Source organism: Streptomyces sp. x-19, assembly GCF_046549115.1.
In the GTDB taxonomy this organism is placed as follows: Bacteria; Actinomycetota; Actinomycetes; order Streptomycetales; family Streptomycetaceae; genus Streptomyces; species Streptomyces albulus_C.
The window spans coordinates 137,788-156,322 of record NZ_JAJPWK010000008.1 but is presented as its reverse complement, the minus strand read 5'-3'; the positions used below and the strand labels follow the sequence as shown (position 1 = coordinate 156,322).

The 18,535-nt window shown below is 73.8% G+C and carries 10 protein-coding genes; 2 read left to right on the top strand and 8 right to left on the bottom strand.

The window, feature by feature from the left end:
- Window positions 1–73: 73 nt before the first annotated feature.
- The 3 genes from ACLJT4_RS21175 to ACLJT4_RS21165 all read right to left on the bottom strand — a co-directional run bounded on the left by ACLJT4_RS21175 (window position 74) and on the right by ACLJT4_RS21165 (window position 2,925).
- Window positions 74–721, bottom strand: coding sequence for a class I SAM-dependent DNA methyltransferase (locus tag ACLJT4_RS21175; protein WP_411124058.1), 648 nt, complete (start codon window positions 719–721; stop codon window positions 74–76).
- Between the two features lie 80 nt (window positions 722–801).
- Window positions 802–1,935: an FAD-dependent oxidoreductase gene (locus tag ACLJT4_RS21170; RefSeq protein WP_411124056.1), complete on the bottom strand. Its 1,134-nt coding sequence runs from the start codon at window positions 1,933–1,935 to the stop codon at window positions 802–804.
- Window positions 1,936–2,031: 96 nt separating this feature from the next.
- Window positions 2,032–2,925: an NADP-dependent oxidoreductase gene (locus tag ACLJT4_RS21165; RefSeq protein ID WP_411124054.1), complete on the bottom strand. Its 894-nt coding sequence runs from the start codon at window positions 2,923–2,925 to the stop codon at window positions 2,032–2,034.
- Between the two features lie 70 nt (window positions 2,926–2,995).
- Between ACLJT4_RS21165 and ACLJT4_RS21160 the strand changes: the two genes are divergently transcribed.
- The gene (locus ACLJT4_RS21160) at window positions 2,996–3,574 is read left to right on the top strand and encodes a TetR/AcrR family transcriptional regulator (RefSeq protein ID WP_411124052.1); all 579 of its coding nucleotides are present in this window, start codon (window positions 2,996–2,998) and stop codon (window positions 3,572–3,574) included.
- Window positions 3,575–3,659: 85 nt separating this feature from the next.
- Here ACLJT4_RS21160 and ACLJT4_RS21155 read toward each other — a convergent pair whose 3' ends face one another.
- Window positions 3,660–6,332: a SpoIIE family protein phosphatase gene (locus ACLJT4_RS21155; protein WP_411124050.1), complete on the bottom strand. Its 2,673-nt coding sequence runs from the start codon at window positions 6,330–6,332 to the stop codon at window positions 3,660–3,662.
- Window positions 6,333–6,871: 539 nt separating this feature from the next.
- Between ACLJT4_RS21155 and ACLJT4_RS21150 the strand changes: the two genes are divergently transcribed.
- Window positions 6,872–7,588, top strand: coding sequence for a hypothetical protein (locus ACLJT4_RS21150; RefSeq protein ID WP_411124048.1), 717 nt, complete (start codon window positions 6,872–6,874; stop codon window positions 7,586–7,588).
- Window positions 7,589–8,084: 496 nt separating this feature from the next.
- Here the strand turns inward: ACLJT4_RS21150 and ACLJT4_RS21145 are convergent, their stop codons facing one another.
- From ACLJT4_RS21145 to ACLJT4_RS21130, 4 genes are all read right to left on the bottom strand, one after another.
- A complete protein-coding gene (locus tag ACLJT4_RS21145; protein WP_411124046.1) occupies window positions 8,085–8,219 on the bottom strand; it encodes a hypothetical protein in 135 nt (44 codons plus the stop codon).
- Between the two features lie 45 nt (window positions 8,220–8,264).
- Window positions 8,265–9,170 (bottom strand): ribosome-inactivating family protein, encoded by a 906-nt coding sequence (locus ACLJT4_RS21140; RefSeq protein WP_411124044.1) that lies wholly within the window; start codon window positions 9,168–9,170, stop codon window positions 8,265–8,267.
- Between the two features lie 91 nt (window positions 9,171–9,261).
- Window positions 9,262–9,861 (bottom strand): hypothetical protein, encoded by a 600-nt coding sequence (locus ACLJT4_RS21135; RefSeq protein ID WP_411124042.1) that lies wholly within the window; start codon window positions 9,859–9,861, stop codon window positions 9,262–9,264.
- A gap of 152 nt (window positions 9,862–10,013) precedes the next feature.
- On the bottom strand, window positions 10,014–18,431 hold the full coding sequence (locus ACLJT4_RS21130) for a type I polyketide synthase (protein WP_411124040.1): 8,418 nt from the start codon (window positions 18,429–18,431) through the stop codon (window positions 10,014–10,016).
- Window positions 18,432–18,535 lie beyond the last annotated feature (104 nt).

Here is an 18,535-nt window from a genome sequence, read left to right as displayed (position 1 = left end):
GTCAGGAGCCCACGCTCGGAACCAGGCGGCTCCCCGTTCGGGTGCGGTCGCGTCCTCGGGGGAGCAGTCCCACTTATGCCTTGCGGGCGAGCAGTTGGACCTCCTGGAACTGCCGTCGGTCGGTGGGCTGAGGCTCGCGGACCATCCGGGCCACCTCGGTGAGCCCGGACGCGCGCAGCAGCGCGGCGAGGTGGTCCGGCGCCCACCGATAGGCCGGCGCGACGGCGTGATCGAACTCCTGCGTCGGGTGCGCCGCGTCGTCGGTGGCCGAAAAGCCGATCAGGAGGTGGCCGCCGGGCGCCAGTACCCGACCGAACTCCGCCACGATGGCGGGGAGTTCCGGCGGCGGGGTGTGGATGACGGACCAGCGGGAGAGGATGCCGGCCAGTTCGCCGTCGGCGACGTTCAGCGCGGTCATCGAGCCCACGTCGAAGCGCAGCTCCGGATGGGCGTCGCGGGCCAGTTCGATCATGGTGGGCGAGGCGTCGATGCCGAAGACCGCCAGCCCCAACTCCGCCAGGTGGGCGGTGACATGGCCGGGCCCGCACCCCAGGTCCGCGACCGGTCCGTCGCCGCTCGCGCCGACGACCTCGGCGAAGGCACCCAGGATCGCGCGGTCCAGGGGCCTGTCCCGCAGCTCGTCGCGGAACAGCTGCGCATAGGTGGGGGCGGCGGCGTCGTAGGCATCGCGGGTGGCGCTCAGGGCATCGTGTTCGACCATGCCCGCGACGATAGTTCGTGACGCCGGGACGAGCGGAGAGATTCACGCCCTCTGCTCACGCCGCCCGCCGGCCCTCGGGCTCACGTGACGAGGGGCTCGGTCCGCTCGTCACCGGTGAAGAAGTCGATCAGCTCCTGGGGCGTGGGTTGGTGGGGGGCTTTGGCGGCGGCCGCGGTGCTGCGGGGGAACAGCGCTCGCTCGTACGCGGTGAGGGCGGCCTCGACGTCGTCGGGGTGGGCGGCGAGTGCCTGGCCGAGTTCGGCGCCGTCCTGCATGGCGAGGTTGGCGCCTTCGCCGTCGGGCGGCGAGAGGTGGGCCGCGTCGCCGAGCAGGGTCACCCCGGGCACCCGGTCCCAGCGGTGCCCGATCGGCAGGGAGTGCAGGGGGCGCAGGACCGGTGCGTGCTCGCCGTCGGTGATCAGGGCGGTGAGTTCCGGTGCCCAGCCGTCGTACTCCACCGCGATCCGGGCGGCGGCCGCGGCGGCATCGGTGAAGTCGACGGTGGTGAACCAGTCCTGCGGCTTGGCGACGGTGACGTGGGCGTGGAGGGTCCCGCCCTTCTCCCGGTGCGCCACGAACCACTTCCCCGGCTCGTCCGGGTCGATGGCGACGAGCGTCCCGTCGCCGACCGCCTTCGCGGTGGCCGGGTGTCGGGTGTCGGCGTCGGGCAGCTGCGTCTCGACGAACGACCGGCCGATGTAGGCGGGGGTGGCGTCGGAGAGCAGCGGTCGGACGCGTGACCACGCGCCGTCCGCGCCGACCAACAGGCCCGTGACCGTGGTGCTGCCGTCGGCGAAGACCACCTCGTGGCGGCCCTCGGCGAGGGTGCGGACGCCGGTGGCCTTGTGGTCCCAACGGACGGTGCCGGCGGGGAGCGCGTCGAGCAGCAGTTGCCGCAGCTCACCGCGTTGCACCTCGGGGCTTGTGCCCGTGCCGTCGTCGGCCTTGTCGAACAGGACGGTCCCGTTGCGGTCGACGAGCCGTGTCGCTTGGCGGCCCTCCAGGACGATGCTGCGGAACTCGTTCGTCAAACCGGCTGCTTTGAGGGCGGGTTGGCCGTTGCGTGCGTGGATGTCGAGCATCCCGCCCTGCGGGCGCGCCGTCGCGGAGGGCTCCGCCTCGTAGACCGTGACCGGGACGCCGTGGACGTGCAGGACGCGGGCCAGTACGAGGCCGCCGAGGCCGGCGCCGATGATCGTGACAGGAGTGTGCATGGGTCTCCCCGGGTGTCGCGCACCTGCCGGGTGGGCCCCGGCAGGTGCCTTGCGGAACTGCGGTGTGGTGGATCGTCCGCCGGCGCGCGAGGCGGCTCAGACGACGATGATGCGGCGCCCGCGCGTGTGGCCGGCCTGACTGTCGCGGTGCGCCGACGCGGCCTCGGCGAGCGGGTACGTCGTGTCGACCGGGAGGTGGAGCTTCCCCCGTGAGATGAGGTCGACGGCCGTGGCGAGGGCGTCGGGCACGCTGCCGGCCACGCCGGAGTAACGGACGCCGAACGCCGGCGCGCCGAGGTCGGCGATGGAGATGACCCGGTCCGGATCGCCGGTCAGTTGGACGAGTTCGCGCAGGACGCCGGAGCCGGCCAGGTCGAGAGCCGCGTCGACGTGACCGAGCTGGCGCACCCGCTCCACCCAGCCCTCGCCGTAGGTGGTGGCGAGGGCGCCCAGGCTGCGCAGGTAGTCCTGGTTCGCGCTGGCGGCCGTGCCGATCGTGCTGATGCCGCGGTCGCGGGCGATCTGCAGCACCGTCGAGCCGACTCCGCCGGACGCGCCGCTGACCAGCAGTGTCTGTCCGGGGCGCACGCCGACCTCGCGGATGATGCGCAGCGCGGTCTCCACCACGGAGGGGTACCCGGCCGCCTCTTCGAACGACAGCCCCGCGGGCATGCGGGCCCAGGCCGACAGCACGGCGAACTCGGCGTAGGTGTCGGAACCCTCGCCGAACACGTGGTCGCCGACCCGGACGCCCTCGACGCCCGCACCGACCTCGTCCACCACCCCGGACGCGTCCTGCCCGACCCCGGCGGGCAAGGCGAGCGGACGGGCCGTCAGTTTCTGGCCTTCGCGCAGGCGCCAGTCGATGGCGTTCACGCCCGCCGCCCGCACGGCGATGCGCACCTGACCGGGGCCCGCATGGGGCTCCTCGGCGGCTATGAGTTGCAGGACGTCCGGACCGCCGAATTCGGCGAAGCTCACTCTCTTCATGCCGACGACCGTAACACTAACGGTTAGGGTTTCGAAACGGTTATTGCTTTGTATTTGGTAGCGTGAGGGCATGACCGTGCCGCCCGGACGCCGCGAACGCAAGAAGGCCGCGACCCGCCAGAAGATCGCCGAATCCGCCCTGCGGCTCTTCCTGGAACGCGGGTACGACGCGGTGGGCATCCGCGACGTGGCCGCCGAGGCCGACGTCGCCGTGACCACGCTCTTCTCCCACTTCGGCTCGAAAGAGGCCCTGGTCTTCGAGCAGGACACGGACTTCGAGCAACGCCTCACCCAGGCAGTCACCGCCCGCGCTCCGCACGAGCCACTCCTGCCTGCGCTGCGCGGCGAGATCCAGGCCCTGGTACGGCACTGCACGGCGGACGGCGCCGCCCCGATCTGGCGCATGATCGAGGCGTCACCCGCCCTGCGGGAGTACGACGAGCTGATGCGGCTGCGCCACGCCGAGTCGCTGGCCACGGCCATCGCCGCCGATCCCGACCTCTCGCTGACCCCGACGGCCTGCCGGACGATCGCGAGGTTCGTGATCGACGCCTATTCGCTGGCCCGTGAGGCGGCCGACCCGGACGCCGCGGTGGACGAGATCTTCCGGATGATCGAGGCGGCCTGGGACGTCGCCTGCGCTCCCTGAGGCACGCGAGGGACCGTCCCACCAGGCAGGTGGGGCCAGGGGTGACCAGGCGGGGGAGTGGGCTTCAGCATGCACCGCGGGTCGGTCACGCCTGCGGGGTGATGGTGTGTTCGGTCCAGATGGTCTTGCCGTGAGCGGTGTACCGGGTGCCCCAGTGTGCGGCGAGTTGGGCGACGAGGAAGAGGCCGCGGCCCCCCTCGTCGTTCGCGGTGGCCCGGCGCACGTGGGGTGCGGTGCTGCTCGCGTCGGAGACCTCGCAGGTCAGGTCGCGGTCGTAGAGCAAACGCACGGTGATGGGTGGGGCGCCGTAGCGGACGGCGTTGGTGATCAGTTCGCTGAGGATCAGCTCGGCGGTGAAGGCGGCGTCCCCGAGGTCCCACTGCGTCATCCAGCGCACGCAGGCGGCCCGGACGGGCGCCACGGCGGCGGGGTCGGGGGCGACGTCCCACCGCGCGATGCGGTCGGGCGCGAGGCACCTCGTGGTGGCCACCATCAGGGCGATGTCGTCCTGCGGGTGCTCGGGCAGCAGGGCTTCGCAGACGTCCGCGCAGGTCTGCTCGCTGGTGCGGCCCGGCCGGGCCAGCGCGTGCTGCAGTCGGTCCAGACCGTCGTTGACGTCGAGGTTGCGGCGCTCCACCAGGCCGTCGGTGTAGAGGACAAGCTTGCTGCCCGGTTGCAGCGTGCGGGTGTGGGTTTCGAAGGGCGCGGTGCCCCATCCCAGGGGGAGGTTGGCCGGCACGTCCAGGATCTCCACGGTGCCGTCGGGATGGACCAGGACGGGCGGCACGTGCCCGGCCCGGGCCACTTCGCACGTGCCCGTGCTGGAGTCGTAGACGGCGTACAGCAGCGTGGCGCCGGTGACGGGTTCCGCCTCGGCACCCGGGGCGGGGTCCTGGTCGATGCGGACGACGAGTTCGTCCAGGTGCGCCAGCAGTTCCTCGGGCGACTGGTCCAGGGCGCTGAAGTTGTGGATCGCGGTGCGCAGGCGGCCCATGGTGGCGGTGGCGTGCAGGCCGTGTCCGACGACGTCGCCGACCACGAGGGCGACGCGGGCGCCCGGCAGCGGGATGACGTCGAACCAGTCACCGCCCACGCCTGCCTGGGCGGGCAGGTAGCGGTAGGCGGCCTCGACGGCGTTCTGCGCCGGCAGCCGGCCGGGCAGCAGGCTGCGCTGCAGCGATACGGCCAGTGCGTGCTCGCGCGTGTAGCGGCGGGCGTTGTCGACGCAGACCGCGGCCCGGGCGACCAGTTCCTCGGCCGGGTCCATATCCTCGCCGCTGAACGCCTGCGGTCCGCGCCGCCAGAAGTTCGCCGTGCCCAACACCGTGCCCCGCGCCCGCAGCGGAACGGAGATCATGGAGTGGAACCCGGCCCGCAGGACGCGCTCCGCAAACGCGGGGATACCGCGCCGCCAGTCCGTCGAGGCGGCCAGGTCCGGCACGAGGATCGCCCGGTGGTACGCCAACCCGCGTCCCTGGGGAGTCGCCGGATCCACCGTCACCTCCCCTCCGACCTCGTGCAGGGCTTGGCCCGGGGCGACCCCGGCGACGGCCACCCGGCGCATCGTCGTCGGGGTGCCCGGGGCCGGCTCCTCGCCGCTGACGACGGCGTCGAGCAGATCCACGGTCACCACGTCGGCGAACCGGCCGACCGCCACCTGGGCCAGTTCCTCGGCCGTGCGCACCACGTCCAGCGTCGTACCGATACGCACGGCGGCGTCGTAGATCAGCTCCAACCGCTGCGCCGCCGTCGCGGCCCGGCCGGCGAGGGCCTGCAACTCCGTGGTGTCGCGCAACGTCGTCACACTGCCCGTGGGGCCGTCCTGGTGGCCGGTGGGGCGATGGTTGATCGCCACGAGCCGGTCGCCGGCCATGTGCACCTCGTCGGTGGCCACCCGGTCCGAGGACAGCAGCTCTCTGGTGGACTGCGGGAGGCGCAGTTCGTCGAGGTGACGGCCCTCGACGTCGTCGGGCAGGGCCAACAGGCGCCGCGCCTCGTCGTTGGCCAGCGTCAGCCGCCGCTCGCCGTCGAAGACGAGCACGCCCTCGCGCACGGAATGCAGGACCGCGTCGTGGTGTTCGTACATGCGGGTCACCTCGCGCGGACCCAGACCGCGGGTCTGCAGGCTCAACCGTCTGCTCACCCACACCCCGCCCACCGTCGCCAGGGCCAGCGCGCCGACGGCCCCCGCAGCCATGATCGGCAGGACCCGGTCCAGAGCGGCCGAGAGCGTCGTGACCTGCACCCCGGTGGTGACGATCCCCACCACCTTCCCCGACCGGTCCTGCACGGGCACCACCGCCCGCACCGCGTCCGAGGGGGCACCCTTGAAGCGTTCGGTGTACGACTGGCCGGCCAGTGCGCGACGGAAGTCCCCCGAGGCCCGCTTGCCGATCAGGTTCGGCCTGGGATCGGTGTAGCGGATCCCGTCCGTACCGAGCACGGTGACGAAGTCGACGCCGCAGGCCGGTCCGATGCGCTGGGTCACGGGCTGCAGGACGGCGGTCGGGTCGGCCGTCTGCAGCGCTGCCGCGGTGTCGGCGGAGCCCGCGACGGCCACGGCGCACGCGAGCGACCTCCCGCGGGCGGCCTCCACCCCGGCGGTGCGCGTCTGCCACACCAGAACCACCGTGGCGGACACCACCAGCAGCACGACGATCAGCCATTGCAGGAGGAACACCTGGCCGGCGACGCTGTGCGCGCTCACCGGACGCCAGCGCGAACGCGGCCCCCGTCCGGACCTGCCCCCCACTGTCATCGTGGACCGTCCATCTCGACTCACCGCGTCGATCTATCCATGGCACACGTCACTTCCACCTGCTCCTCACCCTGGCCAACGGCCTGCGGTCACGCACGCTGAGCGCGGCCATCGGCCGGTTCCCGCCCGCGAACCCGCCGCGCGAGCCCGTCGACAGCCTGGGAGACGGGCGCCGGGCCCACTGCCGCCGGGTGACGCAGGCGGCAGTGCCGCCGGTGCCGAGGGCGAACGGCCGCACTAAGATCTCGGTCATCATCGGCGGGACCCCGGTCCGGACCCTCGCCCCGACGGCCTCGTCCGGACACCTCGCGAGGTGCCTGTGGGGCCAGTCCGCGGGCGCTCGTGGCGGGCGGCGTGATGGGCCCGAGTCCCGTGCGATGAGCGGCCGTTCGGGGGCCGAGGACGGGCCTGAGCACCGTCCTCGTGGATGAGGGGGAAGCGTGGCGACACCACGGAACAGGCGCGGACGCAGCGGCACTGCCATGCGGAGGGCTCGCCTCACGAGATCGAGGGAGCTGCCCGCCGCACCGCAAGGCACGGTGGAACGTGACGGCACGTCCCTCCGGGACAGGAAACTGTGGATCGGCGCCTTCGTGACGGTCGTGACCGGACTGGTGGCCCTCCTCGTCCAGGGCGGCTGGGACTGGCTGCGAGGGGAAATGTCGGACCCCCCGGAGCTGACGGCCTACGCCGCCGACGTGAACGGGTGTACCCCGAAGTACTTCAACGCCCGCTTGGACGAGTTGCGCGCGCATCCGGAAACGGTCGATCGCAGTGGCGTATGGATTCCGACCGCCGATCTCTGGCCCTCGGTCAACGTCACCGTGCAGGCCCCAACGAGCCAGGCGATCGTCCTCACGGGTGCGAAGGTCTCCGTGCTGTCTGCCCGTCCGCTGCCCGCACGCGGGTCGGTCGTCGATGCCGAGTGCGGTGGCGGGATGGACGAGCGGGCCTTCGACGTCGACTTGAGGACCGACCCGGTGTCCGTGCGGCCGAGCGAGGTGCGCACCGGTCAGGGAGGGGTCATCAAGAGCCGGGACTTCCCGTTCAAGGTGTCGTCCGGCGATCCGGAGCAGTTCGTCTTCAACGTGAAGAACGTCGCACGGGACGTGCGATTCGCGATCACCTTCTCCTGGGTCTCCGACGGCCAACCGGGAAGCACCCGGCTCGACAACGGCGGCCGGGGCTTCCACGTGATGGGCCTGCCGAAGAACCTGCCGCGCTACAGCCGAGTCGACGTCTTCAAGGGCAAGTGACCGCCGCGGAGTTCCTCACCCAACGCCCCGTGACCCCGGCGAGGTCACGAAGCGTTAGGGCGTGTCCGACGGGTCAGGGCCGGAAGCCAGAGGCGCCGGGGATACCCGAAGAGGAGGGGCGGTAGTGCATGGCGAGGCCGGCGTGCTGGTCCGGACGGGCGGCCCGGTGCGCGTCGGGGTGATCGAGACGGGCACGGCGTCCGCGCAGCAGAAAGGCCGTGATCCTGGCTAAGAGGCTGGGGCGAGCAGTCATCGTGTTACCTCCAATGGTCGTATGTCGAGGGTACCGAGCGCCGGTCGATCTCGCGTCGATGGAGAGAGGATCGAGGTGTTGCGGGGCAGGTCTCCTCCATCCCGAGCGGGCAGAGCCGGACTGCCGGAGCGGTTCCCTCGGCGGGCCGCCGCTGTGGCCGCGTGACGAGCCGTGGCCCGAGTGCTCCGTGCCCGACGAGAACGGCCCCGCCGACGCCCCGGCCACGGCCATGGTGTCGGTGGCTCAGGTGTGGCATTCCTCAAGTGCGGTGTGCTGGCCGGCAACAGCGACGGGTGTCGCCGTCGAGGGCGCCGGGGCGACCGCGCCGAGGTACTGGCGCAGTGGCAACAGCGCCTCCTCCGGCACGCGGTGGAACACGGCGGCAGCCGCTCCCGGTGAGCCCCTTGTGTGGCGCCGTGAAGGTCAGCCCTTCCTCGCCGGCGGCTTGATCAGGTAGAGCCGGCGGGCCAGGTCCAGCGCGGTGAACAGCACCTGGTTCCCGTTCCAGCGGTATGGACGCCGCTGTTGCCACGCCTGGCCATTGCCGGTCGGGTCGGTGGCGCGTGCCTGTAGGACGACGCCGGACCGCTGGTCCCAGGACCTGATCTCGTCCGCGTGGTTGTGCACGGTCCAGGAGGTCGTGCCACGGATCGCCTGGGCGATCTGCGCGGGAATCGCCTGGAACCGCGCCCCTTCGGCCAGGGCAACGGCTAGCGTCTGGACACTGTCCTCCATCGTGTGGGTGCTCGTGTTGGGGTCGTGATGGTAGATCTCGGACACCGCTTCCCGCAGGCGTCTCCGGCTGACGGTGACGTCCTCAAGGCCCCGGTATTGGATGCCCCAGCCGAAGCGTGCCCTGCGGATGTTCCGGAACAGGTTGCCCGGGATCATGTCCCGCGTGCGGCCGTCGCTCCCCTGCTCGGTGAACGTGTAGAGGACGCGGCTGGTCCCGGCCTCGTTCTGCACCAAGAACCCGAGCAGATAGGTGTCGGACCGGCGGAAGACTCCGCGGACCATGTGGCCCCCGATGAACTCGTTCTCGGCGAACCGTCCGAGGTCGATCTCCTGCATGGCCTCGGGGTCGGGGTTCCGGATCAGGTGGCCGGCACCGGGACGTCGGACGCTCTCCGCCCCGAGCATCGCGTTGCGGATGTTTGCGACCGTGCGGGTGTAGAGGGTGGCGCAATCCTCGTCCTCCGTCTGCTCCCTCGGCTGCGCCTGCTCCCGCAGCTTGGCCTGGACGCTCTGGTCCTGCCCGTGCCGGGCCGGTGCACCGTAGGTGACCGCCTCACCCGCGCCCAGCGTGCCCGCGAGGACCGAAACCAGCACGGCCGCGCTGACCAATCGCCGCCGAACCGGCCCGTGAGCCCACCGTTCGGCCCGATCGACCCTTCGCGTCATCTCTTCCGTGTCTCCCATGTCAGGCCCAGAACTCGAACTCGGCTTGGAGCTTGCCCTTGGTGACCCGGCCTCCGTCGCTGTAGTAGAGGGCCCTGTACTCCGCGCCCTTCGTCAGCTTCGCGTCGATCACGGTCGAGCCGTACGCGCCGCAGTTGGCGTTGCCGCAAGCCCAGTCCCACGTGACGCGCTTGCCGTTGCTGTCCAGGATCTCGATCCAGTCCCAGCCGTTGTACGGATCCCGCCCCGAGGGCGCCACCCACGTGACACTGACCCCTGTGACGTGGGACTGGTACCAAGAGCCCCTGAACTGCGCCGGCGACACCTCGCTGATCAGGTAGTCAGTGTTGATCTTGCCGGGTTCCGTCCCGGGATCCCCGGGGCCCCCGTTCCGGTGCATCGGCGGCTGCCAGTGCTCGCGTGCCGAGTCGGCCGCCGGAGCCGCCTGCACAGCGGCCTTCGTCGGCTCCCCCGAACCCTGCGACGCCGCGGAAGCCGTCCCCAGCGCCACCACGGACACGCTCACGAGCACCCCGGCCATGACCGCGGTCCGTCGCCGGGGCGTGTTCGCCCCGGCGGGTGAGGAAGAGACCTTGCCTTTGCCTCGCGTGCGGAACAACATGCGTACTTCACCTCGCCGTTGATCGGAGATCGATGCGCCAGAAACGCTAGGGAGCCGCGTTGAACGTCCCCTTGGCGATCGACCAACGCGAGCGTTGACGCATGCGAGGCATGAGGCTGGGGAGCCTTCGGCGCGCCTTTCCCCGGACGTCCTCAGAGCGAGTTGGCGCCCAGCCACTGGTGGAGGGCGAGCGCGGTGGTACGGGCGTGTCCCTCCAGCATGGTGAAGTGGTCTCCGGGCACGGTGAACTCGGCGTGCGGCAGGCTCCAGTGTGGGGCGGGTTCGGCGCCGGGCAGGAGGTCGCGGGCCCGTGCGTACAGGGTGGGGCAGGCGAGCGGCGTGGGTTTCCAGTCACTGAAGAGGTCGAAGTAACCGGCCATGGCGGTGAGCCGGTCGGGGCTGGCAGAGGCGAATTCCGCCGCCCGGCGCAGCATGTCCGACGTCATCGTGGAGAGCGCCTCGCCCCGGTCGCCGTGGCCGGGGGGATAGGTGTCCAACAGGACGACGGCCGCGGGGGCGGCTCCCTCGGACTCCAGCCGCTCGGCGACGGCATGGGCCACCCAGCCGCCGGCCGATCGCCCCACCAGTACGAGGGGGCCTTCGGCCGCAGCCGCGCGGACGGCGATGGCCTGGGCGGTGACGAGAGCGTCCAGTGAGGCGGGCAGCGCCTCCTGGGGTTCGAACCCCGGGTGCCGCACCGCGGAAACCGGCCGCAGTCCGCGCAGCCCGGCCCCGAGGCGTGCGTACTCCTGCGGGCCGGACACCGCGCTGAGCGCGGGGCAGCAGACCAGGCCGGCCCCCGTGCCGCCCGCCGCGAGCACGACGGGTTGGTGCGTCGCCCCGGGGGCCCCGGCCCGGTCGAAGACCGGGCGCAGACGGGCGGCGACGGTGAGGAGCACCATGGCGTCCCAACTCCGTTCCCGGGCGCACGCGGCGCGGAAGAGCGCGCCCAGGTAGTCCGGAGCGTCTGCGGCGTGCGGTGCGTCGGGGGCCGGCACCGGGGCGACCGGTGGAGCGTCCCCCTCCGGGGCGTTCTTCGGGCCGCTCTTCGGACTGCGCTCCGGACCGCTCCGCGGCTCGTCGTTCGCCGGTCGGCCCGGCGCGCCCACGGATGGTGTCGCGGCGGTGTACCGCCGCGTCAGCTCGGTGGCGAGCGCGCGCGGCGTCGGGAAGTCGAAGAGCAGCGTGGACGGCAGTGCCAGACCCGTCCACGTCGCGAGCTCGTTGCGCAGTTCGACCGCGGCCAGGGAGTCCAGGCCCAGGTCCGCGAGCAGGGCGTCCTCGTCGATCTCGCTCGTGTCCTCCGCATGGCCCAGGACGCGGGCCGCCACGGTCCGGACCTTGATGAGCAGCCCCGCGCCCCGCTCGCCGGGGGAAGCGGCCGCGGGTGCCCGGCCGCGTCGCTCACCGCCCCCGTCGGCCGCGGGGGTGCGGAGTCGGTTCGCCGGCGGTTCGTCGGAGGGCAGAGCGGCCGGGGCGAGACGGGCCGCCACCACCACGGGTTCGTCACCGGCGACGGCGGCGTCGAACAGGGCCAGGCCCTCTTCCGGTCCGAGCGGGACGAAGCCGGAACGGGCCATCCGTTGCCGGTCCGCGTCGCCGAGGTGCGCCATCATGCCGGCGTCCTGGTGCCAGGGCCCCCAGGCGATGGACGTGCCGGGCAGCCCGAGCCGACCGCGGTGGCGTGCCAAGGCGTCCAGTACGCAGTTGGCCGCGGCGTAGTTGGCCTGGCCGGCGGAGCCGAAGACGCCCGCCACCGAGGAGAACAGCGCGAACACGGCCACGTCGTGACCGCTGGTCAGTTCGTGCAGCGCGAGGGCGGCGTCCGCCTTGGGGCGCAGCACCCGCCGCAGTCGGTCGAGGGTGAGCGCGGTGACGACGCCGTCGTCCAGCACCCCCGCGGTGTGCACGACACCGGTCAGCGGGTGGGCCGCCGGTACCGCGTCGAGCAGGGCGGCGAGCGCGGTCCGGTCCGCGACGTCACAGGCGTGCACGGTCACCTGGGCGCCCGCCTCGCGCAGCTCCGCGACGAGTTCCCGGGCCCCGGGAGCGGCCGGCCCGCGGCGGCCGGCGAGCAGCAGATGGCGGATGCCGTGGGCGGTGACCAGGTGCCGCGCCACCACCATGCCCAGGGAACCGGTGCCGCCGGTGACCAGGACCGTGCCCTGCGAGTCGAGCGGCCGTCGCTTCCGCGGTTGCGGTGCGGCCTCGGGCAGCGGCACGAGCTTCGGCACGTACGCCGTTCCCCGGCGTACGGCCGCCTCCGGTACCGAGGCGGCCAGCAGGGCGGGCACCGCACCCCAGGAGTCGGGGTGTTCGTCCACGTCGATCAGGGCAAAGCGGCCCGGGTTCTCGCGCAGGGCCGAGCGGACCAGTCCCCACACCGGTGCGTGGGACGGGACGGACGGCGGCTCGCCGGGACGGCCGGCATCCCCGCGACCGGCCGCCCCGTCAGCGGGGAATCCGTCGTCGGCAGCAGTGGCGGCACCGGACGTCACGAGGACGAGCCGGGAGCGGGGCGAGCGCGGTTCGGCGAGCCACTCCTGCACCAGCCCAAGTGCCCAGTCCGCCGCCCGCAGCACCCCGGCGGACTGGTCCTGCGCGTCGCCGGTCGCGTCGGGCGGTGGGCACGGCGCCACGACGACGTCCGCGGACGCGTCGCACGCCGCCGGGCCGCGGTACACCGGGATGTCGGAACCCGGGGGAGCGAGGGCGTCCACCAGCGGTGTGCCGGCCGTGGCCAGCACCCCCCAGCGGGGGATCGCCGCGGGCGCGTGTGGCTCGGTCAGCGGCACCCAGTCCGTCCGGTGGAGCGCACCGGCGGCCGCCGCGCGGAGAGCGCCGGTGACCGCGTCCGCCGCCGTCGAGGCGGTACCCGGCAGGGGCCGGAGTGTCAGCGAACGGACCGTCGCCACCGGTGCGCCCGTCTCGTCGGTCAGCTCCACCCCGGTCTGCCCGTCGGGCCCGCGGGCCACCCGCACCCGCAAGCGCCGTACGCCACTGGTGTGCACGCGCACGTCGCCGAAGGCGAACGGCAGGGACAGCCCGCCGGCCGTCGGATCGGCCGCCCCGGAACCGTTCGTGACGAGGCCGTCCAGGGCCAGGGTGTGCAGCGCCGCGTCGAGCAGCGCGGGATGCAGGAGGAACTCCGGTCCGTCCGGCTCCGGGCGCGGCGCTCGGGCCGCTTCGGGCAGTGCGACGTCGGCGTACAGCTCCCCGCCGTGCCGCCAGGCGGCGCGCATGCCGCGGAAGGCGGGACCGTAACGCAGCCCGTCGGCGGCCAGTTGCTCGTACGGACCGCCCTCCGGAGCGTCGGCGGGCAGGGGCACCGCCGCCTCCGGCGGCCAAGGTGCGTGCGGCCGGGGCACGTCGCCGGCCGCTTCTTCGTCCGTGGGCGGCGGCGCCGGCGAAACAGTGCCGACGGCGTTCCGGAGCCATGGCTCCTCGTCCGCCGCGGTGTGCGGCCGGGAGTGGAAGTACACGGCCCGCCGCCCCGCGTCGTCCGCCCCCGCCACCTTCACCTGCAACGCGACGGCGCCTTCCGGGGGCAGGGCCAGCGGTGCGGTCAGGACGAGTTCGTCCAGTACCGGGGCGCCCGCCAACGCGCCGACGCACAGGGCCATTTCGAGGAAAGCGGTCGCCGGCAGCAGGATCTCGCCGGCCACCACGTGGTCGGCGAGCCACGGCTGCTCGGGCACCGAGAGCAGCCCGCTCAGCAGCAGCCCGGCGTCGTCGGCAGTGCGGGTGCACGGCCCCAGGAACGGGTGGGCGGGCTCGGCCGGCAGGGACGCGGGCGGTTGCTCCGGGGCGGCGTCCAGCCAGTACCGGCGGCGCTGGAAGGCGTACGTGGGCAGGGCGACCCGCCGCCCGCCGCGGCCGGCGAAGACGGCCCGCCAGTCGACGGGCACGCCGTGGGTGTGCAGCGCGGCCAGCGCGTCGAGCAGGGCGTCGGGCTCGGGCCGCGTCCCGCGCAGGGTCGGCAGGACCAGTGGCGCCGGGCCCCCTCCACCGCCCGCCCCGTCCCCGTCCCCGTCCCCGTTCCGGTCCGCACCCGGGTCGGCCGGGGACGGGCCGAACGCGGCGAGACAGTCCCGTACCAGGCCGGTGAGCACGCCGTCCGGCCCCAACTCGACGTAGTGCGCGGTGCCTAGACCGGCCAGGTGCGTCACCGTGTCGGCGAAACGGACCGGGCGGCGGACGTGGTCCACCCAGAACTCCGGGGTGCACAGCTCCGCTTCAGTGGCCGCCCGGCCCGCCACGGCGGTGAGCAGCGGCAGCCGCGGCGCGGCGAAGGACAGCCGCCGAACCACGTCCGCGAAGTCGGCCAGCACGGGTTCCATCCGGGCGGAGTGGAAGGCATGGCCGACCCGCAGCGGTGTCACCGATCGGCCTCGCCGCCGGAAGTACGCGACGGTCTCCCGCACCGCGGCCTCGTCGCCGGAGACGACCACCGAGGCGGGCCCGTTGACCGCGGCGATCTCCACCGCACCCCCCGTTCCGGCGAGATGCGCGGCCACCTCGTCCGCACCGGCGGCCACCGCCGCCATCGCGCCGCCCGTAGGCAGCGCGTCCATCAGCCGGCCCCGGGCCGCCACGAGCGTGCACGCGTCCGCCAGGGACAACACGCCGGCGACATGGGCGGCCGTCACCTCGCCCACCGAGTGCCCGGCCACCGCACCGGGGCGCACCCCCCAGGACTCGAACTGCCGGAACAGGGCCGTCTCCAGGGCGAAGAGCGCCGGCTGCGCGAACCGTGTCGTCGCCAGCAGCCCGCCCGCCTCCGTACCGGGCCCGGCGAACATGACCTCCCGCAGGGGCACCGGCAGCAGCGGGTCGAGCAGGGCCGCGCACTCGTCCAGCGAACGGGCGAAGACCGGATGCAGCTCCCGCGCCGCGTACAGCTCACGGCCCATGCCGGCGCGCTGACTGCCCTGACCGGTGAACAGCACGGCCGACGGGCCGTGGTGACGGGACGTCCCCGTGTGCACTCCGGGTCGGCCGTCGTCGTCCCCCTCCGCCACGGCCCTTAGCGCGCCCAGCAGTTCGGCACGGCCGCGGGCCACCACCACGGCCCGGTGCTCGAAGGCCGCACGCGTGGTGGCGAGCGAGTGCCCGAGGTCCACCAGGGGCGCATCGGGGGCGGCGACCACGTGGTCGTGCAGTCGCCGCGCCTGGGCCCGCAGTCCCGGCACGCTCCTGGCCGACACCAAGAAGGCCACCGCGGCCCGCCCGGGACGCGGCGCACCCGCCGGCACCGCCCCGGGCTCGACCCGGCCGCTCGCGGCCCCGCCGTCCACCGCGCCGGGCGGTGCGGCCTCCCCGTCGCCCGGCGGCTCTTCGAGCACCACATGGGCGTTGGTGCCGCTGATACCGAAGGAGGACACGCCCACCCGGCGCCGGCGGTCCGTCGCGGGCCACTCCACCGCCCGCGTCAGCAGCGCGATCCGCCCCGGCGACCAGTCGACGCGGGGGGTCGGCTCGTCGGCGTGCAGCGTGCGCGGCAGCACGCCGTGCCGCATCGCCTGCACCATTTTGATCACGCCGGCCACTCCGGCGGCGGCCTGGGCGTGACCGATGTTGGACTTCACCGAGCCCAGCCGGAGGGGGCGTTGCCGCTCCTGGCGGCCGTAGGTCGCGAAGAACGCCTCCGCCTCGATGACGTCCCCGAGCCGGGTTCCGGTGCCGTGCGCCTCCACCGCGTCGACGTCCCCGGGCGCCAGCCCCGCGTCCGCGAGCGCCTGCCGGATCACCCGCTGCTGCGCCGGTCCGTGCGGTGCGGTCAGCCCGTTGCTCGCCCCGTCCTGGTTCACCGCCGAGCCGCGCACCACGGCCAGCACCGGAAGGCCGGCGCGGCGCGCCTCGGACAGCCGGCTCAGCAGCAGCATGCCGGCGCCCTCGGCCCACCCCGTGCCGTCGGCGGACGCACCGAACGCCTTGCACCGGCCGTCCGGTGCCAACGCCCGCTGGCGACTGAACTCCACGAACGACGAGGGCCCCGACATCACCGTGGCGCCGCCGGCCAACGCGAAGGCGCACTCGCCCCGCCGCAGCGCCTGCGCCGCCAGGTGCAGGGCGACCAGCGAGGAGGAACACGCCGTGTCCACGGTGAGGGCCGGGCCTTCGAGGCCGAAGGCGTAGGCGATGCGCCCCGAGGCGACGCTCCCGGCGTTGCCGAGGCCGAGGTACCCCTCGACGTGCTCCGGCGTCCGCGTCAGGCGGCGGGCGTAGTCGCTGTACATCAGTCCGACGTACACCCCGGTCGCCGAGCCGCGCAGGGTGGCGGGGACGAGCCCCGCGTGCTCGAAGGTCTCCCACGCCACTTCGAGCAGCAGCCGGTGCTGCGGGTCCATGGCCAGCGCCTCGCGGGGCGAGACGCCGAAGAAGCCGGGGTCGAAGCGGTCCACGCCGGAGAGGAACCCGCCCTCGCGCACGTACGTCCGGCCGGCCCGCCCGGGGTCCGGGTCGTACAGCGCCCGGGTGTCCCAACCCCGGTCGGTGGGGAACGGGCCGATGGCGTCCCTCCCGTCGGCCACCAGCCGCCACAGTTCCTCGGGAGACGTCACGTCCCCGGGATACCGGCACGCCATCCCCACGATCACCACCGGATCGTCGTCCGACCGGGCCGCGCTCCGGTCCACGGGCCGGGCGGCGGCCGGCGCGGCGGCGTGCCGTTCCCCGAGGTGCGCGGCGAGCGCGGCGGCGGTGGGGAAGTCGAAGGCGACGGCCTCGGAGAGCCGCAGTCCGGTCACCGCCGACAACCGCTCCCGCAGCACCGTCGCCGTCAGGGAGTCCATGCCCAGGTCGCGCAGTGCGGTCCCCGGCTCCACCGCCCGGGGCCGACAGCCGAGCACCGCCGCCGCCTCGCTCCGCACCAGGGCCAGCAGGTCCTCCGACGGCCTTGCGGCGTCCTCTTCGCCCAGCGCCCGCGCGGGCAGGTCGGCGAGTTCGCGCCGCAGGACCTTCCCGGCGGCGGTACGGGGGATGTCCGCCACCTCGAACAACTCGACCGGCACCTTGACGGCGGACAGTTCCGCGCGGCAGGCGGCGAGGACGCGCCCCCTGTCCAGCGCGCCGTCGCCGGGCCCGGCGACCAGATAGCCGACCGGCACCTCCCCGAAGAGGGGGTGCGGGCGTCCCGCCACGGCGGCGTCCGCGACCCCCGGGAGCCGCCGCAACACCGCCTCCACTTCGGAGGGGTGGACGTTCACCCCGCCCCGGATGATCAGGTCACTCGCCCGGCCGGTGATCACCAGTTCACCGGAGGCGTCGATCCTGACCAGGTCACCCGTGCGGAACCAGCCGTCGCGCAGCACCTCGGCGGTGGCCTCCGGCCTGCCGTGGTAACCGGCCATGATCCCGGGCCCGTTGACCCACAACTCGCCCTCGCCGGCGTCCCGGCCGTCGGGGCCCCCGCCGACCCGGACCCGGGTGCCGGGCAGTACCCGGCCGCACGCCCCGGAGGCCGTCGCCTCGCCCGCAGCCGCCATGGTGACCGGGCCCGCCTCCGTGCTGCCGTAGTGCTCAAGGTAGGGGACCCGGCAGACCGCCTCGAAGGACTCGCGGAACCCGGGCCCCGCCGCGGCACCCGCGCTGATGCAACCCCGCAGCGCGGGGGCGCCGAGTCCGACGCCGACCCCGCCGTCCTCCTCGCCCCGGACCGCGTCGAGCAGCGCCGCATACGTCGTCGGGACCCCGCCGAGCAAGGTGAACGAGGCGTCCCCGCGGCGCAGTTCACCGAGTACGCCCGCCACCGAGAACCGGGGCAGCAGCACCGCGCTCGCCCCCACCGCGGTCACCCCGAGGAAGCACACCACCTGGCTCATCGCGTGATGGAGGGGCAACGGCCACAGCACGCGGTCCCGTTCGGACAGGCCCAGGACACCGACGAGACCCGTCGCGACCGGCGACAGGCGGTTGCGCTGGGTGGACAGGACGCCCTTGGGCACGCCGGAGGAGCCCGAGGTGTAGAGGAGCCAGGCCACTTCGTCCAGTCCGAGATCGTCCCGGGCCGGCGTCCGCGGCTCCGTGCCCGCCAACTCCTCGTACCGCAGGACACCGCCCGCGACCGTCGCGCACCGGCCCCCGACCGTGCCGGCCCCGCCCGCCGGCTCCGCGACGCCCTCGCACGCAGGCCCACTCCCCGCCCCGTCCTCGTCGTCGCCGCCTTCGGCCACCACCACGGTCAGCCCGGGCCGCGACGACAGCGTTCGCCGCCGCGTCAGACCGGCGTCGTCGGTCAGGAGCACCCGTGCCCCGCTGTCGTCCAGCAAGCGGGTCAGCTCCTCCGCCGAACTCCCGGGGTCCAGCGGCACGCCCACGCCGCTCGCCCGGGTGACGGCGAGCAGGCCCTCTACCGCCTCGACGCGGTTGCCGAGCAGCACGGCCACCCGGTCACCGCGCGCCACACCGAGTCCGGCCAGGTGACCGGCCAGCCGTGCGGTTCGCCGGGCCAGCTCCCGGTACGTCACACGCCTGAACGGGTCCTGGAAGCAGACCTTGTCCCCGAGCCGCCGGGCGTGCTCCTCGAGCAGTTCCGGCAGCGGTGTGACGATGTCGGCGTGCGTGCCCACTGCTTAACCTCCTTGAGAAGAGCTGTTGTTGAGGACGACGGCGTGATCCCCGCGGTTGCCGTCCGAAGGGCGGAGGCGGTCCGGCAGCGGCAGCGGCGGCCGGC